The 22,160-nt window shown below is 66.9% G+C and carries 24 protein-coding genes; 14 read left to right on the plus strand and 10 right to left on the minus strand.

Annotation, left to right across the window (positions count from 1 at the left end; translation table 11 throughout):
• The 3 genes from DIE13_RS33165 to DIE13_RS28475 all read left to right on the plus strand — a co-directional run.
• The coding region (locus DIE13_RS33165) for a hypothetical protein (RefSeq protein WP_221622219.1) at nucleotides 1-230 on the plus strand (230 nt) is incomplete at its 5' end.
• Between the two features lie 291 nt (nucleotides 231-521).
• Nucleotides 522-1,139, plus strand: a complete 618-nt coding sequence (locus tag DIE13_RS28470) for a LysE family translocator (protein ID WP_124830383.1) — start codon at nucleotides 522-524, stop codon at nucleotides 1,137-1,139.
• A 108-nt stretch (nucleotides 1,140-1,247) separates the two neighbouring features.
• Entirely contained in the window at nucleotides 1,248-1,496 is a 249-nt protein-coding gene (locus tag DIE13_RS28475) for a hypothetical protein (protein ID WP_124830384.1), read from the plus strand.
• A 130-nt stretch (nucleotides 1,497-1,626) separates the two neighbouring features.
• Here the strand turns inward: DIE13_RS28475 and DIE13_RS28480 are convergent, their stop codons facing one another.
• From DIE13_RS28480 to pobA, 7 genes are all read right to left on the minus strand, one after another.
• Nucleotides 1,627-2,985, minus strand: coding sequence for an MFS transporter (locus DIE13_RS28480; RefSeq protein WP_124830385.1), 1,359 nt, complete (start codon nucleotides 2,983-2,985; stop codon nucleotides 1,627-1,629).
• A gap of 213 nt (nucleotides 2,986-3,198) precedes the next feature.
• Nucleotides 3,199-3,585: a 4-carboxymuconolactone decarboxylase gene (pcaC, locus tag DIE13_RS28485; protein ID WP_059645068.1), complete on the minus strand. Its 387-nt coding sequence runs from the start codon at nucleotides 3,583-3,585 to the stop codon at nucleotides 3,199-3,201.
• A 10-nt stretch (nucleotides 3,586-3,595) separates the two neighbouring features.
• Nucleotides 3,596-4,381 (minus strand): 3-oxoadipate enol-lactonase, encoded by a 786-nt coding sequence (pcaD, locus tag DIE13_RS28490; RefSeq protein WP_124830386.1) that lies wholly within the window; start codon nucleotides 4,379-4,381, stop codon nucleotides 3,596-3,598.
• A complete protein-coding gene (locus tag DIE13_RS28495) occupies nucleotides 4,381-5,754 on the minus strand; it encodes a 3-carboxy-cis,cis-muconate cycloisomerase (RefSeq protein WP_124830387.1) in 1,374 nt (457 codons plus the stop codon). The genes pcaD and DIE13_RS28495 overlap by 1 nt, the downstream gene beginning before the upstream one ends.
• Nucleotides 5,755-5,842: 88 nt before the next feature.
• Nucleotides 5,843-6,499 carry a CoA transferase subunit B gene (locus tag DIE13_RS28500; RefSeq protein ID WP_124830388.1) on the minus strand — a complete coding sequence of 219 codons (657 nt, stop codon included), beginning with the start codon at nucleotides 6,497-6,499 and terminating at the stop codon, nucleotides 5,843-5,845.
• 18 nt (nucleotides 6,500-6,517) lie between these two features.
• Nucleotides 6,518-7,234, minus strand: coding sequence for a 3-oxoacid CoA-transferase subunit A (locus DIE13_RS28505; RefSeq protein ID WP_124830389.1), 717 nt, complete (start codon nucleotides 7,232-7,234; stop codon nucleotides 6,518-6,520).
• Between the two features lie 145 nt (nucleotides 7,235-7,379).
• Nucleotides 7,380-8,612 carry a 4-hydroxybenzoate 3-monooxygenase gene (gene pobA / locus DIE13_RS28510; RefSeq protein WP_124830390.1) on the minus strand — a complete coding sequence of 411 codons (1,233 nt, stop codon included), beginning with the start codon at nucleotides 8,610-8,612 and terminating at the stop codon, nucleotides 7,380-7,382.
• A 116-nt stretch (nucleotides 8,613-8,728) separates the two neighbouring features.
• On the opposite strand from pobA, the gene DIE13_RS28515 reads away from it, so the two are divergent.
• From DIE13_RS28515 to DIE13_RS28525, 3 genes are all read left to right on the plus strand, one after another.
• The gene (locus DIE13_RS28515) at nucleotides 8,729-9,655 is read left to right on the plus strand and encodes a LysR family transcriptional regulator (RefSeq protein WP_124830391.1); all 927 of its coding nucleotides are present in this window, start codon (nucleotides 8,729-8,731) and stop codon (nucleotides 9,653-9,655) included.
• 109 nt (nucleotides 9,656-9,764) lie between these two features.
• Complete coding sequence (folE, locus tag DIE13_RS28520) at nucleotides 9,765-10,394, plus strand: GTP cyclohydrolase I FolE (protein ID WP_124830392.1); 630 nt, start codon at nucleotides 9,765-9,767, stop codon at nucleotides 10,392-10,394.
• Nucleotides 10,394-11,197: an SDR family oxidoreductase gene (locus DIE13_RS28525; RefSeq protein WP_124830393.1), complete on the plus strand. Its 804-nt coding sequence runs from the start codon at nucleotides 10,394-10,396 to the stop codon at nucleotides 11,195-11,197. The genes folE and DIE13_RS28525 overlap by 1 nt, the downstream gene beginning before the upstream one ends.
• Before the next feature lie 162 nt (nucleotides 11,198-11,359).
• Here the strand turns inward: DIE13_RS28525 and epsC are convergent, their stop codons facing one another.
• Both epsC and DIE13_RS28535 read right to left on the minus strand, forming a co-directional pair.
• On the minus strand, nucleotides 11,360-12,280 hold the full coding sequence (epsC, locus tag DIE13_RS28530) for a serine O-acetyltransferase EpsC (protein ID WP_124830394.1): 921 nt from the start codon (nucleotides 12,278-12,280) through the stop codon (nucleotides 11,360-11,362).
• 137 nt (nucleotides 12,281-12,417) lie between these two features.
• Nucleotides 12,418-12,651, minus strand: a complete 234-nt coding sequence (locus DIE13_RS28535) for a hypothetical protein (RefSeq protein ID WP_114181230.1) — start codon at nucleotides 12,649-12,651, stop codon at nucleotides 12,418-12,420.
• Between the two features lie 277 nt (nucleotides 12,652-12,928).
• On the opposite strand from DIE13_RS28535, the gene DIE13_RS28540 reads away from it, so the two are divergent.
• The 3 genes from DIE13_RS28540 (at nucleotide 12,929) to fnr (ending at nucleotide 15,313) form a co-directional block, all read left to right on the plus strand.
• A complete protein-coding gene (locus tag DIE13_RS28540; protein ID WP_124830395.1) occupies nucleotides 12,929-13,336 on the plus strand; it encodes a DUF3005 domain-containing protein in 408 nt (135 codons plus the stop codon).
• 632 nt (nucleotides 13,337-13,968) lie between these two features.
• Nucleotides 13,969-14,436 (plus strand): universal stress protein, encoded by a 468-nt coding sequence (locus DIE13_RS28545; RefSeq protein ID WP_124830396.1) that lies wholly within the window; start codon nucleotides 13,969-13,971, stop codon nucleotides 14,434-14,436.
• Nucleotides 14,437-14,566: 130 nt separating this feature from the next.
• Complete coding sequence (fnr, locus tag DIE13_RS28550; protein ID WP_124830397.1) at nucleotides 14,567-15,313, plus strand: fumarate/nitrate reduction transcriptional regulator Fnr; 747 nt, start codon at nucleotides 14,567-14,569, stop codon at nucleotides 15,311-15,313.
• Nucleotides 15,314-15,360: 47 nt separating this feature from the next.
• Here fnr and DIE13_RS28555 read toward each other — a convergent pair whose 3' ends face one another.
• Nucleotides 15,361-16,254 (minus strand): LysR family transcriptional regulator ArgP, encoded by an 894-nt coding sequence (locus DIE13_RS28555; protein WP_124830398.1) that lies wholly within the window; start codon nucleotides 16,252-16,254, stop codon nucleotides 15,361-15,363.
• A 105-nt stretch (nucleotides 16,255-16,359) separates the two neighbouring features.
• On the opposite strand from DIE13_RS28555, the gene DIE13_RS28560 reads away from it, so the two are divergent.
• From DIE13_RS28560 to DIE13_RS28580, 5 genes are all read left to right on the plus strand, one after another.
• The gene (locus tag DIE13_RS28560) at nucleotides 16,360-16,980 is read left to right on the plus strand and encodes a LysE/ArgO family amino acid transporter (protein WP_124830399.1); all 621 of its coding nucleotides are present in this window, start codon (nucleotides 16,360-16,362) and stop codon (nucleotides 16,978-16,980) included.
• 295 nt (nucleotides 16,981-17,275) lie between these two features.
• Nucleotides 17,276-18,223: an aldo/keto reductase gene (locus tag DIE13_RS28565; RefSeq protein WP_124830400.1), complete on the plus strand. Its 948-nt coding sequence runs from the start codon at nucleotides 17,276-17,278 to the stop codon at nucleotides 18,221-18,223.
• 211 nt (nucleotides 18,224-18,434) lie between these two features.
• Complete coding sequence (locus DIE13_RS28570; RefSeq protein ID WP_244097767.1) at nucleotides 18,435-19,367, plus strand: hypothetical protein; 933 nt, start codon at nucleotides 18,435-18,437, stop codon at nucleotides 19,365-19,367.
• Between the two features lie 57 nt (nucleotides 19,368-19,424).
• On the plus strand, nucleotides 19,425-20,393 hold the full coding sequence (locus tag DIE13_RS28575; RefSeq protein ID WP_124830401.1) for a helix-turn-helix domain-containing protein: 969 nt from the start codon (nucleotides 19,425-19,427) through the stop codon (nucleotides 20,391-20,393).
• Nucleotides 20,394-20,539: 146 nt separating this feature from the next.
• Entirely contained in the window at nucleotides 20,540-22,105 is a 1,566-nt protein-coding gene (locus tag DIE13_RS28580) for a GMC family oxidoreductase (protein ID WP_124830402.1), read from the plus strand.
• Nucleotides 22,106-22,160: the final 55 nt, after the last annotated feature.

The following is a 22,160-nucleotide window of genomic DNA, read 5'->3' on the forward strand; positions in this document are numbered from 1 at the left end:
AATCTGGCGGGAAATACCTTCGCCGGCCGGGCTCTACCGCTGAACCCGGCGTGACGCAACAAAATTGCCGAGCCGTTAAGCGAATTCATGTCATTTGCGAGAGTGGTCTGAATCCGGTCGATGGGTATTTCAACGGCCTGCTAAGCATCGACCTCCCCATTGGCTTGTGGAGACACGCCCCAGACGTGAAACGGCGATTGAGCGTCGCCAATGCGGCGACATCGATCTGACACCATCGACTAAACATTGCGTCGTAGGCCGTCATTGCCAAATATTCTCCGATCATTTTCTGCCTATCCATACGGGTTACATTCCCAACGCATGAAAGGTAGCCAATTATTCAAAGACAACTTATTGAGACTGCGGACATCTTTTCTGAGAGACAACACCAAGCGCCCACCGAAAATTGGCGCGCGAACGCCCCGTACCGGTAATCGTCAAACAAACTGTACCGGTACTGTACCGAAAACCGTCGCTACACTGACTCCATCCCAGCCCCGAACATGAATGGAGAATCCGCGATGGAATTCCTCACCCTGAGCGCGCTGCCCGCCGGCATGCTGTTCGCGCTCGTCACCTCGATCACACCCGGCCCGAACAACACGATGCTCCTCGCATCCGGCGTCAATTTCGGCTTCCGCCGCACGATGCCGCACCTGTTCGGCATCAGCACCGGCGTCGCGATCCTGATGCTGTGCGTCGGCTTTGGCCTCGGCGAAGCGTTCCGCCGCGTACCGGTGCTATACACCATCCTCGAAATCGCAAGCGTCGCGTACCTGCTGTACCTCGCGTGGCGCATCGGCACATCGGGCGAAGTGAAGGCACAAGGCGCCAAGCCGCGGCCGATGACGTTCCTCGAAGCCGCCGCGTTCCAGTGGGTCAATCCGAAGGCATGGATGATGGTACTGACCGCCGCAACGACGATCCGCCTGTCCGCCGACTACGGCATGAACGCCGCGTGGATGGCCGTCGTCTTCATCCTGATCGGCCTTCCGTGCATCAGCCTGTGGGCCGCGTTCGGCCTCGGCCTGCGCCGCTTCCTGTCGAACAGCCGCGCGCTGCGCATCTTCAACGTGACGATGGCCATGCTGCTGATTCTGTCGCTGTATCCGCTCGTCGCGCACCTGCTGCCGCAGTAAGCGCTCGCAAGTGCACCCATTGAGCTTCACGCCATGCAGGCGTACCCTTTTGGTACGGGCGCGTGCAACCGCTTCTGCGGTTGCGCCGCTGCCGCATGGAGAGTGCCGATGAAGCCAATGCTGAAAGCCGGCGAACACATCGAGGGCATGCACTGGGTCGCCGAGTATCGCCCGCTGACGCACGACATCCGCGTGCTGCGCGAAAACATAGAAGTGGGTACGTACTGTGCGCCGCCCACGCTGTTCGGCGACGAGGAAGAGTTGGGCGCCGCGAATCATGCCGATCATCGCAGCCAGGAAGCCGCGCTGCGCGCGTATCTGCGCAACTTCGTCAAGGAACACGACGCGGAGGAGTAACGGCGCGACGGCCGAAATGACGACGGGCCGCCGAAGCGACCCGTCCTGTCGTTGCGTGTCGGCCGTCTTGCGATCCACCGCGGCAACCTCGGCACACAGGGCCGGCGCATCGCCCCGGCCCCGCGTCCGCTCAATGCCCGAGCGATTCGATCTTGCCGGCCGGCTGCGCGACGCCGTGCGGCCGCGCCTTCTGCTTGATCAGCAACGCAACGCACGCGAGCAGGCCCGCCACCGCGATCGTCGCGAACACGCCGGCAAACGAGAAATGCCGGCGCGTCAGTTCCGCAACGAGGAACGAGCCGGCGATCCCGCCGAAGCGGCCGACGCCCAGCATCCACGCCACGCCCGTGCCGCGCCCTTCGGTCGGATAGAACGCGGCGGCGAGCGCCGGCATCGACGATTGCGCCGTGTTCATCAGCACGCCGGCCACGAACACGACCAGCACGAGCAACCCGACGTTCCCCGCAGCCTGCCCGATCGCATACACGCTGATCGCGGTCAGCGCATAGCACACGGCGATCACGCGGTTCGCATTGAAGCGGTCCATCAGCACGCCGCACAGCACCGCGCCGACGCCGCCGAGCGGGAAGAGTGCCGAGATCAGCGTCGCGCTCTTCGGCGTGAGGCCCGCATCCTTCAGCAGGATCGGCATCCAGTTGATCGACGCGTAGAAGATCACGAGGCCCATGAAGTACGCGACCCACAGCATCACCGAGCCGACGATGTACGAGCGCGACAGCACGACGCCAAGGCCCTGGCTGCCGGTTTGCGGCGCCGCTTCGGTCATCGCGAACGAGCCGGCGTTCATCGCATCGCGCGAGATGCGCGCGAGCGTCGCGCGGATCCGGTCGACGCTCCTCCCCTGCGCCACCATGAAACGCACCGATTCAGGCATCTTCAACAGCAGCAGCACGCCGAGCAGCAGCGGCGTCACGCCGCCGAGCATCAGCACGCTGCGCCAGCCGAAATGCGGGATCATCCACGCGGCGAGAAAGCCGCCGAACGCCGCACCGAGCGGAAAGCCGCAGAACATCAGGTTGATGACGGTCGCGCGGCGCTGGTCCGGGCAGAACTCGCCCATCATCGTGACCGCGTTCGGCATCGCGGCACCAAGGCCGACGCCGGTGACGAAACGCAGGATCGTCAGGTGCCCGATGGTCGTCGAGAACGCGGACACGAAACACGCGACGCCGAACAGCAGCACCGAACCGACCAGCAGCGAGCGGCGTCCGAGTCGATCGGAAAGCGGACCCGACACCAGCGCGCCGCACGCGAGGCCGAACAGCGCGGCGCTCAGCACGGGCGCCAGATCGGGTTTGGTCAGGTTCCATTCGCCGAGCAGCGACGGCGCGATAAAGCCGATCGCGGCCGTATCGAAGCCGTCGAGCAGCACGATCACGAAACACATCAGAAACACGAGCCACTGAAAGCCGCCGAACGGCTGCTCGTTGATGAAGGCCTGGACATCGACCACGGGTGCGCGATTCATCGCGAGTCTCCTTGTCGACCGAGGTTGGCGCTTGCGCGCGCTCCCGGTCCCATGTAACGCAGATATGAATAACGCGGCCTCATGACCGCGTCTTTCCTTGTTCGCGCGCCGATTCGCCGCCGGCGCGTCATGCATCGTCGACACCTGCCGGCTGCGGCAGGCGTCGCGATCGGGTCACGTCCGGCGCGAACCGGTCGTGTTATTCAGCCGCACCTAGGCGGCCCCATCCTGTTCCTTGAAGATCTTGTCCGCGAGATGGAACGCGGAGTTCGCGGCCGGCACACCGCAATAGATCGCAGTCTGCAGCAGCACTTCCTTGATCTCGTCACGCGTCACGCCGTTGTTGCGCGCGGCGCGCAAGTGCAGCGCGAGTTCCTCGCCACGGTTCAGCGCGACCATCATCGCGATGGTGAGCAGGCTGCGCGTATGGCGCGGCAGGCCGTCGCGGGTCCAGATCTCGCCCCACGCATAACGGGTGATCAGGTTCTGGAATTCCTCGGTCACCTCGGTGCGGTTCTCGATCGAACGATCGACGTGCGCGTCGCCGAGCACCGCGCGGCGCACCTTCATCCCTGCTTCGTAACGTTGCTGATCATCCATCGTCGGGGCCTCACGCGGTCAGGAATTCGAGCAGCGCGCGGTTGAAACCGTCGGTGCACTCGATGTTCGAAATGTGCGCCGCGTCGAATTCGACGTGACGCGCGCCGGGAATGGCGGCAGCCAGCGCACGGCCCTGGTCGGGCGGCGTCGACATGTCCTTCTCGCCGGTCACGACGAGCACCGGCAGCGCGATGCCCTTCACCTCCTCGCGCAGGTCGGCCGCGTTCAGCGCGTCGCAGTTCGCCGCATAGCCGTCCTTGTCGGTATGCACGAAGGTGTCGCGGATCGCGTCGAACAGGCGCGGCTCGCGCCCGACGAACGCGTCGGTAAACCAGCGCGGCAGCACGGCGTCGGCCAGCGCGGCCATCCCTTCGGCGCGCGCCTTCTGCGCACGCGGCGCCCACACTTCCGGCGAACCGATCTTCGCGGCGGTGTTCGCCAGCACGGCCCGCACGATGCGCGACGGGAAGCGCGCGGCGAGCGCGGCGCCGGTCAGGCCACCCATCGAAATCCCGCAGAAATACGCGCGATCGATGCCGACGTGGTCGAGCAGGCCGATCACGTCGCCCGCGAGCTGGTCGACCGTGTACGAGCCGGCCGGCGCTTCGGAATGGCCATGGCCGCGCGTGTCGTAGCGCAGGATGTTGAAGTGCTGCGCGAGCGGACGAATCTGCGGCGCCCACATCTGCAAGTCGGCGCCGAGCGAGTTCGAAAAGACGAGCCACGGCGCGTCGTCGCGCGCGGCACGGTCGATCCGGTAATGCAGTTTCACGCCGTTGACAGTGGCGAAGGGCATCAATGTTCTCCTGGTTGTTTCGCACCCGCGTGCAGCGCGAGCACGGCGTCGACATAGGCCTGCGCCTCGCCGACGTAATGTGCGGGATCGAGCAGCCGCGCGAGCGCGTCGCGCGACAGGTGAGCGGACACGGTTGCATCGGCGGCGAGCACGTCGAACAGCGTCGCGCCGGTGCGCACGGCTTCCTTCGACGCGTGCTCGACGACATGGTGCGCATCGAGCCGGCCGATCCGGTCGCCGAGCGCGAGCATCACGGCTTCGCCGAGAATCAGCCCGTGCGTCAGGCCGAGGTTCGCGGCGAGACGCTCGGTGTTCACGTCGAGGCCCGCGACGATCTGGGCGATCTGCGCGAGCGCGCCGCCGGTCAGGCGAGCCAGATCGGGCAGCGCATCCCATTCGGCCTGCCAGCCGCCGAGCGCGCGTTCGTGCTCCTGGACCATCCCCACGAACACGGTCGCGACGAGGTTCGGCGCACGCACCGCGGCGGTCAGCACGGCCGCGCAGCCGACCGGGTTGCGCTTGTGCGGCATCGTCGACGAACCGCCCTTGCCGGCGGCGGCCGGTTCGCCAAGTTCACCGACTTCGGTCTGCATCTGCAGCGACACGTCGCGCGCGATCTTGCCGAGCGTGCCGGTCAGCATTCCGAAGCACGACGCGGCTTCCGCGATGCGGTCGCGCTGCGTATGCCACGGCACGGCCGGCACGGCAAGCTTCAGGTCGGCGGCGAGCGCGGCGGTCACGCCGGATGCCTGTTCGCGCAGGCTCGCGAGCGTGCCGGCGGCGCCGCCGAACTGCAGCACCAGTACGCGCTCGCGCAATTCGGCGAAGCGCGCGCGATGGCGCAGCAGCGCATCGAGCCATTGCGCGAATTTGAGACCGAGCGTGATCGGCAGCGCCTGCTGCAGCCACGTGCGGCCGATCATCGGCGTCGCACGATGCGCGCGCGCGAGGGTCGCGAGCGACGCGCACGCTTCGTCGAGCAGCGGCTCGAGCACATCGAGCGTATCGCGCAGCTGCAGCACGGTCGCGGTATCGATGATGTCCTGGCTCGTCGCACCCCAGTGCACGAACTTCGCGGCCTCGGGGTCGTCGGCCTTCACTTGCGCGGTGAGCTGCTTGACGAGCGGAATCGCGAGATTGCCGCCGAGCGCCGCGCCATGCGCAAGCGCGTCGGCATCGAGCCGATCGGCGTCGCATGCGCGCTCGATCGGCGCGACCGCGGCGGCGGGAATCACCTGCTGCACGGCGAGCGCACGCGCGAGCGCGGCTTCGACGTCGAGCATGCGCTGGATCGTCGCACGGGGCGACCAGATCCGGTTGAGCGGCTCGGTGCCGCAGATGAGGGAGGTCAGGCGGGCGCTGTCTTCGAGCATGGCATCAGAGTAGGGAAACGGCGTGCGCCTATTGTCTACCCAAGCGTGCCGGCGTGCGCTCGAACGAGCGGGCCGGCACGCTCGCGGTTCAGGCCGCGGCCTGGCGCGTCGCGTCGATCAGCGGCACGCCGGTCAGCTTCTGCAGTTCGTCGAACGACAGGTCGGTGAAGATCTCGCTCACCGCGAGGCCGTCGGCCGTCACGTCGAGCACGGCGAGGTCCGTATAGATGCGGCTCACGCATTGCACGCCGGTCACCGGATACGAACACGCCGCGACGATCTTGCTCTCGCCCTGCTTCGTCAGGTGCTCCATCATCACGAACACCTGCTTCGCACCGATCGCGAGATCCATCGCGCCGCCAACGGCCGGAATCGCATCGGGCGCGCCGGTATGCCAGTTCGCGAGATCACCGTTCGCCGACACCTGGAATGCGCCGAGCACGCAGTAGTCGAGGTGGCCGCCGCGCATCATCGCGAACGAATCCGAGTGATGGAAATACGCGCCACCAGTGAGCAGCGTCACGTGCTGCTTGCCGGCGTTGATCAGTTCGTCGTCTTCCTGGCCTGGCGCGGGCGCCGGGCCCATGCCGAGCAGGCCGTTCTCGCTGTGCAGGAAGATTTCCTTGCTCGGGTCGAGGTGGTTCGCCACCAGCGTCGGCACGCCGATGCCGAGGTTCACGTACGCGCCTTCGGGGATGTCCTGGGCGACGCGCTTGGCCATTTCATCGCGGGTCAGTCGTTTCATTGCAGTCTCCTCAGGCGGTCAGGCGGCGTGCGACGCGGCACGTTCGGCGGCCAGCTCGGCCGCATGCGCGGCCTGCGGCACTTCGACGACGCGCTGCACGAAAATGCCGGGCGTCACGATGTGTTCCGGGTTCAGCGCGCCGAGCGGCACGACTTCCGACACCTGCACGATCGCGACCTTCGCGGCGCTGGCCATGATCGGCCCGAAGTTGCGCGCGGTCTTGCGATACACCAGGTTGCCCCAGCGATCGCCCTTGTATGCCTTGACCAGCGCGAAATCGGCGTGGATCGGCGTCTCGAACACATACGACTTGCCGTCGATCACGCGCGTTTCCTTGCCTTCCGCGAGCTTCGTGCCGAAGCCCGTCGGCGTGAAGAAGCCGCCGATGCCGGCACCCGCCGCGCGAATGCGCTCGGCGAGGTTGCCCTGCGGCACGAGCTCCAGCTCGATTTCGCCCGCGCGGTACAGCGCGTCGAACACCTGGGAGTCGCTCTGGCGCGGGAACGAGCAGATGATCTTGCTCACCCGCTTGGCCTTGAGCAGCGCGGCGAGACCCGTCTCGCCGTTACCCGCGTTGTTGTTGACGATCGTCAGGCCGCGCGCGCCCTGCTCGATCAGCGCGTCGATCAGCTCGGACGGCATGCCTGCCGTGCCGAAACCGCCGATCATGATTGTCGCGCCATCGTGGACGTCGGCGACGGCCGACTGAAGCGATTCGAAAATCTTGTTGACCATGTCTCTTCCTGATACGAACCCGCGGCACGATGCGCGGCCTGTCGAGGGGACACGCGCGTGTCGCGTGCCGCGCCGAAGGCCATCGTCGACCTTCGGCATTTGTTCGCCATTCGAACCTAGATTCGATTAGCGAACGATGGGCCGATCATAGAGTCGCGCACAGCGCGTTGTCAAGGCGGGATGCCTCGGGGGTCGCCGCATCGTCGAACGGCAGCCCGACGTAGTTCTCGGCCAGCGACTGCGCGGCGGCCGGCGAGCGGGTCACGTATTTCAGTTCCGCGAGCTTCAGCCGGTTGACGAACGGCGTGTCGTCCGGCGACGAGTGCAGCATGTTCGTCATGAAGTACGAGAAGTGCTCCGCGCGCCACACGCGCTCGAGGCAGGTCGCCGAATAGCGCTCGAGCGGCGCCGCGTCGCCGTTGCGGTAGCGCGCGCCCAGCGCGCGGGAGAGCGCGCGGACGTCGGCCACCGCGAGGTTCATCCCCTTCGCGCCGGTCGGGGGCACGATGTGCGCGGCGTCGCCGGCGAGGAAGAGCCGCCCGTGCTGCATCGTCTCCGACACGAAGCTGCGCATCGGCGTCACGCTCTTCTGCGTGATCCGGCCCTCGGTCGGCGTCCAGCCGGTGTCGTTCGAGAAACGCGTGTGCAGTTCGTCCCAGATCCGCGCGTCGGACCATTCGGCGAGGTTTTCGTCGGGCTGGCACTGCAGGTACAGGCGCGTGACCGTCGGCGAGCGCATCGAAAACAGCGCGAAACCGTTCGCGTGATGCGCATAGACAAGCTCGTCGAGCGACGGCGCCGCGTCGGCGAGGATGCCGAGCCACGCGAACGGATACACGCGCTCGAACGTTTTCAGCCGCTCGGCGGGAATCGTCTGCCGCGCGATGCCGTGGAAGCCGTCGCAACCAGCGATGTAGTCGCAGTCGATGCGCTCGGCGCGGCCGTCCGCGTGCTTGAACGTGACGAACGGGCGCTCGCTTTCGACGTCGTGCAGCACGACGTCGCTGACTTCGAAATGCATCGGGTGGCCATGCGCGTCGCCGGCCGCGATCAGGTCGCGCACGACTTCATGCTGGCTGTAGACGGTGATCGCACGACCGCCGGTGAGCGCGCTCAGGTCGATGCGGTGGCGCTGGCCCGAAAACAGCAGCTCGATGCCGTGATGCTCGAGCCCTTCGCGGCGCATCCGGTCGCCGAGACCGGCTTCGTTCAGCGTGTCGACCGTGCCCTGCTCCAGTACGCCGGCACGGATGCGATTCTCGCAGTATTCACGCGAGCGCGCTTCGACGAGGATGGAATCGACGCCTTGCAGGCGCAGCAGGTGGGAAAGCAAAAGGCCGGACGGGCCGGCGCCGATGATGGCGACTTGGGTGCGCATTGTTCGTCTCCTGAACATTGGTTCGAGTAATGGAAACAATTTGAGCGCTTTCCCGACTATGCGGCAACGCGATTTTGGAGATAAGTTGTATACGTCTTTCCGATAGTCGCCTGGCGATGGATGCCCTCGATCTGAACCTCATTCCCTACCTCGTCGCGCTCGACGACACGCGCAACGTGAGTCGCGCCGGCGACCTGCTCGGCGTGAGCCAGCCGCGCGTGAGCACGGCGCTCGGCCGCCTGCGCGAGTATTTCGGCGATCCGCTGTTCGTGCGCACGTCGCGCGGGATGGAGCCGACGCCGCGCGCGCTCGCGCTGCTGCCGGCCGCGCGCGACGCGCTCGCGCAGATCGAGCGCGGCCTCGTCGCGCCGCACGACTTCGACCCGGCGGCGAGCACGCACACGTTCTCGATCGCGCTGTCGGACGTCGGCGAGATCGTGTTCCTGCCGAAGCTGCTGCAGGCGTTCGCGACACGCGCGCCGTACGCGAACCTGCGCTCGGTCTCGCTCGCGCACGACGAAGTCGGCCGCGGCCTCGAGGCCGGTTCGATCGATCTCGCGGTCGGCTACTTCCCCGATCTCGACGGCAACAACTTCTTCCAGCAGCGACTGTTCACGCACCGGTTCGTCTGCCTGATGCGGCGCGGCCATCCGCTCGAACAGGCGCGTCCGTTCACGGCCGAGCAGTTCCTCTCATGCGGCCACGCGGTGGTGCGCGCCGAAGGGCGCAGCCAGGAGGTGCTCGAGAAATACCTCGCGAAACAGCGCATGCAGCGCCGCGCGGTGCTCGAGACGCCGCACTTCATGAGCCTGCCGTTCATCCTGAGCCGCACCGACCTGATCGCGACGGTGCCGCACGCGATCGGCTATGCGTATGCGGCCGAGCACGCGTTCATCGTGCCGGTCGAGCCGCCCTTGCCGCTGCCGCGTTTCGACCTGAAGCAGCACTGGCATCGCAAGTTCCACAACGACCCGCGCACCGCATGGCTGCGCGGGGTCGTCGCGTCGCTGTTCAACGACGAGCAGGACGAATGGCCGAAGTGAGGAAAGGTGAACGACGGGTGAGCGGCCGGCCGCACGCACGACCCGCGAAAGCATGAAACAATGGCCGGATCGCGCCGCCGCGGGCGGCTGAATTCGATGGAGCGACCTGATGGGTAAAAAATCCGCGCGGCCCGAGCCGGCCGCATCCCGACCGAGCCGGCAAGAAGCCGAGGATGCCGTTCGCGTGCTGCTGCGCTGGGCCGGCGACGATCCCGCCCGCGAAGGCCTGCTCGACACGCCCGCACGCGTCGTGCGCGCCTACGAACAGTTCTTCGCCGGCTACGCGCTCGACCCGCGCGACATCCTCGCGCGCACCTTCAGCGAAGTCGACGGCTACGACGAGATGATCGTGCTGAAGGACATCCGCTTCGAGAGCTACTGCGAGCACCACATGGTGCCGATCATCGGCCGCGCACACGTGGCGTATCTGCCGAACCATCGCGTCGTCGGCATCTCGAAGCTCGCGCGCCTCGTCGACGCGTTCGCGAAGCGCCTGCAGATCCAGGAAAAAATGACCGTGCAGATCGCCGACACGCTGTTCGACGTGCTGCAGCCGAAGGGCGTCGGCGTGATTCTCGAGGCCGCGCACCAGTGCATCTCGACGCGCGGTGTGCACAAGCCGGGCGTCGAAATGGTCACGTCGCGCATGCTCGGCACCTTCCGCACAGATCCGTCGACGCGGCGCGAATTCCTGTCGATCGTCGCGAATCCTTCTTCAGTCAACCTGACGAATACGTAATGCAGTCTACGAAGCAAGCGGCGAACGCGCCCGTCGTGCTCGTGACCGGCGCCGCGCGCCGGGCCGGGCGCGCGTTCGCCGAGTATTTCGCCGCGCACGACTATCGCACCGCAGTGCACTACGACCGCTCGGCCGATGCCGCGCAAGCGGCGGCACGCACGATCGCCGAGCGCGGGCACGATTCGGTCGCGCTACAGGCCGACCTGTCGGATGCCGTGCAGATCACCGCGCTGATCGACCAGGTCTATGCGCGCTTCGGCCGCCTCGACGTGCTGGTCAACAATGCGTCGGTGTTCTGGCAGGACCACTTCCCGAGCTTCGACCTCGCGGCGTTCGACCAGGCGTGGGCCGTCAATTGCCGTGCGCCGATCCTGCTTACGCGCGCGTTCTACGAGCGGGCCCGTGCGGCCGGCACGCAGGGCGTCGTCGTCAACGTGGTCGACCAGAAGATCAAGGAAAACTTCCACCGCGACCACTTCAGCTACACGGTCGCGAAGGCCGCGCTCGGCAACCTCACGCAGATGCTCGCGCTGTCGTCGTCGCCGGTGCTGCGCGTGAACGCGGTGTTCCCCGGCTTGATGCTGCCGAGCGACGATCAGACGCAGGCCGACTTCGAACACGCGAGCCGCGCATCGACGCCGCTCGCGCGCATCGCCGGCCCCGACGACGTCGCCAGCGCGATCATGCTGCTCACGGGCAGCGCGTACAACGGCGTGGATTTCGTCGTCGATGCGGGGCAGAACCTGATCCGCGTCGATCAGGACGTGCTGTACAAGCACCGCTCGCCGGCCGGCAAGCACTGAGGCTCGATGAACGAAGGCGGCTGCGCGCCGCCTCCGTGCGCCGGGTCGACCGGGCTTTGCGCCGCTCACGCCCGATAGCGCCCGACGGCGGCCTGGCCGCCGATCCATCCTGCCCCATCCGCTGCGTTGCGCAGAGCCACGCCCGCGCGTTCGCACGCCGCGTTACGGCTTCTCGCCGCTCCCGCCTTCCCGAACCTTGCCCTGCGCGACACTCGTGCCGGGCGGCACGCTGTGCGTGAGCCATACGTTGCCGCCGATCACCGAGCCGCGCCCGATCGTCACGCGGCCGAGAATGGTCGCGCCCGCGTAGATCACGACGTCGTCCTCGACGATCGGATGCCGCGCGTTGCCCTTGACCAGCGTGCCTTCGCCATCGGCCGGGAAACTCTTCGCGCCGAGCGTGACGGCCTGATACACTCGCACGCGCTCGCCGATGATCGCGGTTTCGCCGATCACGACGCCGGTGCCGTGGTCGATGAAGAAACTCGGGCCGATCTGCGCGCCCGGGTGAATGTCGATGCCGGTAGCCGAGTGGGCGATTTCATTGATGAACCGGGCGAGCAGCGGCACGCCGAGCCTGTGCAACGCATGCGCGAGCCGATGGTGCATCATCGCCAGCACGCCGGGGTAGCACAGCAGGATTTCGGTGATGTGCTGCGCGGCCGGATCGCCTGCATACGCAGCCTGGATGTCGCTGACCAGCAGTGCGCGGATCGACGGCAACTGCCGCCCGAACTCGCGCGCGATCTCGAATGCGCGCTCGTCGAGCGCCGCGAACGGCGTGTCCACATGTTCGGGCAGGAACGGCAGCGCGCGGCGAATCTGCTCGGACAATACGCGCAGCGTGCTTTCGAGCGTATGGCCGACGTAATAGTCGACGCTTTCGTCGGTGAGATCGGGTGCGCCGTAATGCGTCGGAAACATCGACGCGCGCAGGCCGGTGACAATCTTGCAGATCGCGTCGCGCGACGGCAGTTCGCGAATGCCGCGCGGATGACGCGTGCGATGGAGTTCCTCGCGCGACTCGCGCAAACCGGCGACGATTTCTTCGAGGCCCCACTGACGGGCGGGTGATGTCGACATATGCCAATGCAGGCAGCCGCGCGCAGTCGCACGGCCGCTAATAAAGTGACGGGTTCCGCAAGATTACCGCGTTTTTCGTCCGGCAGCGGCCCGCGGCGGATCGGCCGGATGGCCAATGCTGCCGGTGCGCGCCGGCGTCAGATCGTGATGCTGCTCGCGTCGATCCAGCGCACGGCCCAGTCGCGCGCGTGCGCGATCGCTGCGCCTTCGTCGTTGAACTGGAGTTCGATCGGAAAAAAGCGATTGGCGACGAGTTCCCCGTCGCTCGATCGGGAGATCACGACGTAGGGCTTGAACGACCCGTCACTGGCGCGCGCGGGCGCGCAATTCAACAGATAACCGCGGTGCGTGAAGGCAGTAGTCGCTTGCATGAATCCGCCACCTCTAGTCCCTTGCTTTGTTGTTCACTACCCGTCTTTAAGGGTGCTGCGGCCCCCGGCGCGGGCAGAGACGGCGAGATTGCTTCCCTTGTCGCCGCTTCGCAGGAAAAGAATCATACTCTGTAGAAAACGCGTGTTCTAGCTGAAATAAATCACGACAAATCAATGCGCGCCGCGCGACCGCGGCGATCGCCCGCGCGCCTTTTCCCGTCGTGCCCGGAACGGGACTTGCTTCGATCCGGAGCGCTTCGCCGCCAGGAGACCCGCGATGGAATCGTCAGCTCAAGCGCACACCGCGCATCCGCGCAGCATCGAACTCGACAACGACGACACGCACGACAGCACCGTCGACACCGACGGCAAGAATCGCGAGGCGTCGCGTCTTGCAGGCGGCGCGATCTCGCCCGATCAAATCACGCGCAGCAACGCGTCGCTCGTCAACGCAATGCCCGAAGCCGGCGACGGCTTCGCGGGCTTCGACAGCCGCCCGGGCGGCAATCACCCGGCGTTCGCGCTGCGGGCCGGCTACACGGTGATCGAGAAAGGTTTCGATGCACCGCCGCACGCAGGCGACGAACTGTTCGGCCCGGTTCACAGGATGTACGGCAGCGCGTACTGGCCCGGACACGGACGCCGGCCCGAACGCGTGATCGAGATCGCCGCGGTGCCGAAGTAGCGCGCGGCGTTTGAATCGATCGTTCGTTTGCCGGAGCGACGCGCGGGTCGATGGCCGCGTGTGCCCGACCTGCGTTCGGTGCACGCGCGGGCGATCTTCCGTATCGGCATCGATACCGGCGCCGATTCGCGACGACGCGCGGGTGCGCAGCGCACGTTCGATCGATGTGAATGCATCGATGTTGATCGAAATCAGGCCGTTCGCGACGCGGTTGCGATTCAATAGAGGCACGCGCGCGAGCTTCGCCGAAGCGGACGGCGTCGTGCATCGGCGGACGGTGCCGCATCCCGGACCATCGCGCGACGCCGGTGCGACCTCTGCCGTCACGATGCGGTATCTGCACGGCGTTCGCACGCCGTCATCTCGCCACCGACTGCCGCAACGCGCCGCCGGGCCGGCCGACGCGGCGTCGCGATCCATCGCGCGCGTCGCAGCGCAGCATGCGACGCGCGCATGGCTTGCGCTCGGCGTGCCCCGCTGCAACGGCGCAAGCGCCGCGATCGCGCGTGCCGATCGATACGACCGGCGCGTCGCTGCAAAGTCCCTGCCGTTGGTTTACTCTGCCTCGCAACGACGCACGGTCTGCCCGGCCATTCGGCCGACTTCCGTTCAACCCGCCACTCGGAGACACTATGTACAAGCGCATTCTGGTTGCCATCGACGGCAGCGACACGTCCCGCCACGCATTCGATGCCGCACTCGCACTCGCGAAAGAGCACGGCGCGGAACTGCAGCCGTTCTACGTCGTCGAGAACGCCGCGATCTACTACAACGTGCCGGGCTACGATCCGTCCGTGCTGCGCGACCAGCTCGTCGCGCAAGGCAACGCGCTCGCGGCGGATTTCAGGAAGCTGATGCAGGCGGCGGGCGTGAAGGGCGAGACGCTGATGAGCGAAGCGTCGTCGCTCAACGATGTATCGACGCTGATCCTCGATGGCGCGAAAGCATTCGGCGCCGACCTGCTGGTGCTCGGCACGCACGGCCGGCGCGGGTTCCGCCGCCTCGTGCTCGGCAGCATCGCGGAACAGTGCGTGCGCCATGCGACGCTGCCCGTGCTGCTGATCCCGGCCGCCTCGCGCACGGATGAGCAGGAGAGCTGAGCAGGTCCGCGCGCGCACGGTTCATACGCAGCGGCCAGCATGCGCGCGCGATCGCGACGTTTTGTCACCCGACAGCGCCAACTTGCGGTGGGACAATGATTCCGTCGATTCAACGCCGGAGTAAACGATCATGCTGACGCCCGTCGCCACACGCCCCGCCGCCCCTTCCCATGCAGGCAGTTGGGCGCCCCGCCAGGCCCCTCACTGCTCGTCGTGCGCAATGCGTCATCTGTGCATGCCGCAGGGCCTCGCACCCGAAGCGCTCAGCCGCCTCGAATCGGTCATCTGCGCGGCTCGCCCGGTCAAGCGCGGCGAAGCGTTGTTCCGCGAAGGCGATACGTTCGACAACCTGTATGCCGTACGTTCGGGTTCGCTGAAAACCGTCGCCACGCGCCATGACGGCCGCGAACAGGTCACCGGCCTGCACCTCGCGGGCGAAGCGCTCGGCCTCGACGGCATCTGCGACGACACGCACCCGCGCACGGCGGTCGCGCTGGAAGACAGCTCGGTCTGCGTGATTCCGTACAGCGCGCTCAAAGCGCTGTGCTCGGAAGCCGGCACGATGCAACTGCGCATGCACAAGCTGATGAGCGAGCAGATCGTGCGCGAAACGTCGCAGACGATGCTGCTCGGTTCGCTGAATGCGGAAGAGCGCGTCGCCGCGTTCCTGCTCGACGTGTCGCAGCGTTACCTGAAGCGCGGTTACTCGCCGTCGGAATTCAACCTGCGGATGACGCGCGAAGACATCGGCAGCTACCTCGGCATGACGCTCGAAACGGTCAGCCGCACGCTGTCGAAGTTCCAGAAGCGCGGCCTGATCGAAATGCAGGGCCGCCTCGTGCAGATCGTCGACTTCGACGGCCTGCATCACATCTGACCCAGCTCGGCGCATGTGATACGCGCCGCACGTCTTCCCCGTCCAAATCAGTCGAGAAACAGCGCGGCGCGCGCCTTCAGCGCCGCGCTGAAATCGTCGAGCCAGCCGATCGACAGGCGCCAGCTCTGCCAGTAAAGCTCGATGTCGACCGTCCGCCCGCGCGACATGTCGACCAGTTCGCCTGCTGCCAGCTGGCGATCGACCATCCGGTCCGGGCACATTCCCCATCCCAGCCCCGTTTCGCACGCGCGCAGATACCCGGCGACGTGCGGTATCCAGTGTTGCGGCGGATCGAGATCCGCACGTGTCACACGCCGGATGAAGCGCGCCTGCAGCCCGTCCTTCGGATTGAACATCACGCACGGCGCACGGCGCAGCGCATCGCGCGTGATGCCGGCGCCGAAATAGCGCTCGTGAAACGCCGGCGAACACACCGCGCGATAGCGGATGCACCCGAGCCGGGTCGACCGGCACCCCTGGATCGGCTCGGCCTGCGCGGTCACCGCGCCCTGCACGCTGCCGTCGCGAATGCGTGCGGCCGTGTAGTCCTGATCGTCGATCACGAGGTCGAGCAACGTCTCGCGCTCCATGCAGAACGGCCCGACCGCGTCGATGAACCACGTCGCGACGCTGTCGTCGTTCACGGCCACACGCAGCGTCGGCCAGGCGCTCGCGACCTGGCCCGGCAATGCGGGCATCCGGCCGCCCAGTTCGGCCTCGAGCAACTGCACGCGCTCCGTATGCCGGCACAGCAGCGCGCCCGAGGTCGTCGCGACGCATGGCTGCCCGCGCTTGACCAGCACGCTGCCGACGCGCTCCTCCAGCAGTTTCACGCGCTGCGACACCGCCGACGGCGTGACGTTCAGCTCCTTGGCCGCCCGTTCGAACGAGCCGTGGCGGATCACCGCCGCGAGGGCGTCGAGCAACGCGTAGTCCAGCATTAGATTTCCTTAATCTACATTAGGTTAATTAGCTTCTCTTATTCCGGAGCTGACCGCAGACTAGCGCTAACCGATTCACCCGTCTACTGCTGTCAATTCCCCATCATGAACTGGATCGCTTTTTCTCACGGCGTGGCCCTGTGCGCGTCGCTCATCGTCACCATCGGCGCGCAGAACGCGTTCGTGCTCCGGCAAGGCATCATGCGCTCGCATGTCGGCAAGATCGTGCTGCTGTGCGCGCTGTCGGACATGATCCTGATCGGCGCGGGCGTCGGCGGCGCGTCGGTGCTCGTCGAACGCTATCCGACCTTCGTCCACGCGGTGCTGTACGTCGGTCTCGCGTATCTCGCGTGGTTCGGCATCAACGCGCTGCGCCGCGCGTTCAAGCCGGGACACGAAACGCTCGACGTTCGCGGCGATGCAGTCGCGCCGCCGCCGCAAAGCGCGGCCGCGATCGTGCTGATGACGCTCGCGTTCACGTGGCTCAACCCGCACGTGTATCTCGACACTTTCCTGCTGATCGGCACGGCCGGCGCACGCGAACCGGAAGGCGCGCGCTTCGCGTTCGCCGTCGGCGCGATGTCGGTCAGCGTCGTGTGGTTCCTCGGGCTCGGATACGGTGCGCGACTGCTCGCGCCGTGGTTCCGCAAGGCCGTCGCGTGGCGCGTACTCGACGGCGCGATCGGCGGGATGGTGCTGTTCCTGGCGGCGGTGCAGTTGCGGTAACACATCCGCCGACCGAAGCGCGGGCGGCAGCTTGCCGCCCGCGTCCGCGACAAAATTCAGTTCCGGATCGAACGCAGCCGACCGGCTCACCATGCAACGGACGACACGTCCGCTATCCGCCGCGATTCCTCCGCCTCCACGGCCGCGTGCCGGCTGCACGATTTCGAGCGATCGGCGAGAATGTCCCGAGTCCCGCGACAACGGCGCAAGCGCGTCGCACCCCCGCCGTCTCGTCGCCGTCATCTCGTCCCATCCGTAGTTCGATCCCGTCACCTCGCAGATTTCGGAGAGAAACATGGCACTACGCACCCTCGGCACGTCGGACATCCAGGTTTCACCGCTCGCCTTCGGCGGCAACGTCTTCGGCTGGACCGTCGACGAGAACGCATCGTTCGCGTTGCTCGACGCGCTCGCCGACACCGGCATCAACTTCATCGACACGGCCGACGTCTATTCGGCCTGGGCGCCCGGCAACAGCGGCGGCGAATCGGAAACGATCATCGGCAAGTGGCTCAAGCGCTCCGGCAAGCGCGAACAGGTCGTGATCGCGACCAAGGTCGGCCTGCTCGCCGCGCGCGCGGGGCTGACCAGGGACAACATCCTGAAGGCCGCCGACGATTCGCTGCGCCGCCTGCAGACCGACTACATCGACCTGTATTTCTCGCACCGCGATCTCGCCGACACGGCCCCGCTCGAAGAAACCCTTGCCGCGTACCAGACGCTGATCGACGCGGGCAAGGTGCGCATCATCGGTGCATCGAACTACAGCGGCGCGCGCCTGCGCGAAGCCGCCGACATCAGCCGGCGCGACGGCCTGCCTGCGTACCAGGTGATCCAGCCGGAATACAACCTGATCGACCGCGCCGAGTACGAACGCGATCTCGAACCGGTCGTGCGCGACCTGAAGCTCGGCGTCGTCAACTACTACGCGCTCGCGAGCGGCTTCCTGTCGGGCAAATACCGCAGCGAGGCCGACCTGAAGAAGAGCGTGCGCGGCGATCGCGTCGCCGGCTATCTCAATGAGCGCGGGCTGCGCATCCTCGAGGCGCTCGACGACGTGTCGGCCAAGCACGGCACGCAGCCGGCCGCGATCGCGCTCGCATGGCAGATCGCACGGCCGACGATCACCGCGCCGATCGCCAGTGCGACGTCGCTCGAACAGCTCGCGCTGCTCGGCGAAGCGATCCGCGTGCGGCTCGACGACGACGATATCCGCAAGATCGACGAAGCCAGCGCAGCCTGAGGCCGTTTGCGACGGGCCGGCCGGTGGAATCGCGTCGTACGGCGGTTCCGCGGCCGGCCCGTGTCATCTGCGTTCCGGTGTCGTCGCATTCGCGACGCATGCAATTCGTGCGTGGGGGATCGATACAATGGCGTGCGCCCCGACGGCCGGGCGGCTCGACCTGATCGAACCGGTATCCGTGCCCGGACGAACACCACGCACGGAACCGCCCATGCCCCGGAACACCCGCCGCTCCCGTTACGCCCGCCTGCCCTCCGCAGCCGTCGCCGCGCTGCTCGCATTCGCGCCGGCCGTGTCCCATGCCGGCTGGTACGAGGTCGTGAACTACACCGGCACGATCGGCAGTGCCCCCGTCCACGTGTCGCTGCAGACTTACGACGCGCTCGACCACAACGACGCGGGCCGCTGGCGCGTCGACGGCAGCTACTACTACGACGCGCATCGCAAGCCGATTCCGCTGCAGGGCCATCGCGAGCCCGACGGCCGCATGACGCTGTGCGAGGCGTCGCCACCCGCATCGACTGCCGAATCGCCGGTCGTACCGCCCGCATCGCCGTCGCGGCCGAAGCCTTGCCCGATCGCGATCGCCGTCACGGGCAAAACGGCAACCGGTCTCTGGGACGATGGCCGGAAGACGCTCCCGGTCACGCTGAACGAAGTCGGGCGCCTGAACGACAACGATCGCGATCACCTTCAGCTCGACGGCACCGTCGACATCCCGATGTGGTCCCGTATGAAGACGCACATGCTGATCGGCGTCTACACGCTGTCCGACCAATGCGGGATCGCGATGCGATCGCTGCGCGCGGTGAACATCGCGACGGGGCGCACCGATCGCACGATCGCGCTCGGATGCGATGCGGGGATGGTGATGACGTCGATCTACGCGAACGTCACCGATGCACAGCGCGCCGGTCACGTGACCGTCGAGTTCCGCGACAGCAAGATGGGCTACGAGCAGGACGTTTCGCTCGGACTGCCGGCCGGGTCGTCGAAGCAAGCCCGCGTCAGACCGGGCAATCTAGTCCGAATACGCGCGCATGTTTTGTCTGACACGGCCACCGTCGTTGACTCGGAAGGACATCCGCCCGCAACCCGCCGCCCCTCGCACGTCCCGGCCAGGCCCGGGTCTTTCACCGATTGACCGCGCCCCGCGACGTGCCCGAGACTGCGCCGCTCGGGCGGTCATTGGGAGAACGTCATGCCGGACATCAGCACGGGAAGCGTCACGATCTCGACGCGTGCCGTACGCGGCGACGAACGCGTCGACTTCTGGGTCGACCACGTCGCCCGCTCGCTCGTGCGCATCGAGTGCAGCGGAAAATCGTCCGAGGGCATCGACGCGACGCTGCGCAGGCGCGACCTCGGCCTGCTCGGCGTGTGCGACATCGTCGCGAACCGGCACGCGGTCGTGCGCACGCCGCACAACATTCACGCGGACCAGCGCGACGCCGTATTCGTCTGCCTGATGCACGAAGGACAAGGCTATACGTTCCAGGACGTCGAATGCATCCAGCATGCGCCCGGCGACATCGTGCTGTACGACACGTCGATGCCGTACGGCCACGGCTTCCCGGCCAACATGGCGATGACCGTGCTCGACGTGCCGCGCGATATCTTCGAGGCGCGCGTCGGTCCGTGGCGCTACCGCAGCGTCGTCAAGATCGACCGCGGCGACGGCGTCACGTCATGGGCCGTGCAGCGGATGTACGCGCTGCTCGCCGAGCCTTATGAAACGGCGCCCGCTGCACGCGAACAGCGCGCCGCGACGATGCTCGACGTGATGCAGTCGATGCTGCGGCTGCGCGACGGCGACGCGTCGCCGACCAAGTCGACCGTCCATACGCTGTCGCGCGCGAAGACGTTCATCGACAGCCATCTCGCCGACGACGATCTCGACAGCCAGTCGGTCAGCCGCGCGCTCAACCTGTCGCCGCGCCAGCTCGCGCGCGTGTTCGAGATCGAAGGGATGCCGCTCACGCGCTACATCCTCGCGCGGCGTCTCGAACGCTGCCGCGCCGATCTGCGCGACCGGTCGCTGAAACACCTGACGGTCAGCGAAATCGCGTTCCGCTGGGGGTTCAACAACAGCGCGCACTTCAGCCGCAGCTATCGTGCGCGCTTCGGCGAGACGCCGAGCGACACGCGCGTGCCGGCCGAAGCACGCTAGGGCCCGTTCACGCCCGGCGCCGCCGTGTCCATGCGAGGCAAGCATGGCGTCCGTCCCGGTCAAACAGGTCCGCATGCCCGTCGATAAGCTGGCTTCTTGCGCGGCGGTGCTCGTTCCGCCGCCCGACAGCAAGGAGAAGAAGCGGGATGGAGACGTACGACCATATCGTCGTCGGCGGCGGTTCGGCCGGCTGCACGGTGGCACATCGACTGGTGAAGGCGGGCAGGCGCGTGCTGCTGCTCGAGGACGGCCCGAAGGACGACAGCCTGTTCATCCGGATTCCGGCGACATTCATCCGCGTGCTCGGTACGCAGCGCACGGTGACGTTCGAAAGCGAGCCGCAAGCCGGCGCGGCGGGGCGCAAGACTTACGTGCCGCAAGGCCGCACGCTCGGCGGCGGCAGTTCGGTCAATGCGATGCTGTATGTGCGCGGCACGCGCGCAGACTATGACGAATGGGCCGCGCTCGGCTGCGCCGGCTGGGGCTGGGACGACGTGCTGCCGGTGTTCAAGCGCGCCGAATCGCACCTGCGGCTGTCCGAGCCGTTCCACGGCACCGACGGACCGTTGAAGGTCGGCGACACGCGCTTCCGGCATCCGCTGAGCCTCGCGTTCGTGAAGGCCGCGCAGGAAGCCGGCATCGCGTACAACGACGATTTCAACGGCGCCGTGCAGCACGGCGTCGGCTTCTATCACACGACGATTTTCGATGGACAGCGCGGCAGCACCGCGGCGACCTATCTCGCCGACGCGCTTGGCCACGCGAACCTGCGCGTGCTGACCGGCTGCCGCGCGACGCGCGTGCGCTTCGACGGCCGGCGCGCGACGGGCGTCGAATGGCGCACGGAAAGCGGCGCAGCCGGTTCGGCGGCCGCCCGCGCCGACGTCGTGCTGGCCGCCGGTTCGCTCAGTACACCGAAGCTGCTGATGCTGTCTGGCATCGGGCCGGGTGCGCATCTCCACGCGCACGGCATCGACGTGCTGCACGACAGCCCCGAGGTCGGCGCGAATTACCAGGACCATCTCGAAGTGTCGATTTACGGGTACAGCCACGCACCGATCAGCCTGCTTGGCGAGGATCGCGGGTTGAAGGCGCTGCGCCACGGATTGCAGTGGATGCTGAGCCGCACGGGCCTGCTGACGTCGAACGTCGTCGAATCGGGCGCGTTCGTCGATACCACGGGCGAAGGCCGTCCGGACATCCAGTTCCACGTGCTGCCGACGCTCGTCGGCGACGTCGATCGCGAACCACTGCCCGGTCACGGCCTGTCGATCAACCCGTGCCTGTTGCGGCCACGCTCGCGCGGCTCGGTGCAGTTGCGCGGCAACGATCCCGCCGCGCCGATCCGCTTCGACAGCGGCGCGCTATCCGACCCGGCGGACGTCGACGGCCTCGTGCGCGGTGTCGCGCTCGCGCGGCACATCCTTCGTGCGCCGTCGCTCGCGCGTGTCGTGCGCGAAGCCGAGCCGCTGACCGAAGACGCGCTGGCCGACTACGTGCGGCATCGCGCGAAAACCGTCTACCATCCGGCCGGCACGTGCCGGATGGGCAGCGATGAAAATGCGGTCGTGACGCCGCGTCTCGCGGTGCAAGGGATCGACGGATTGCGGATCTGCGACGCATCGGTGATGCCGCGCATCGTGTCGGGCAACACGAACGCGCCGACGATCATGATCGCGGAGCGCTGCGCGGAATTCTTGCTGGCGAATTGACGGCGCACTCCGCGCGGCAATGAAAATGAAAGCGGCGCGTGAATCACGCGCCGCC

It is taken from the genome of Burkholderia sp. Bp9016 (assembly GCF_003857765.1).
Taxonomy (GTDB): domain Bacteria; phylum Pseudomonadota; class Gammaproteobacteria; order Burkholderiales; family Burkholderiaceae; genus Burkholderia.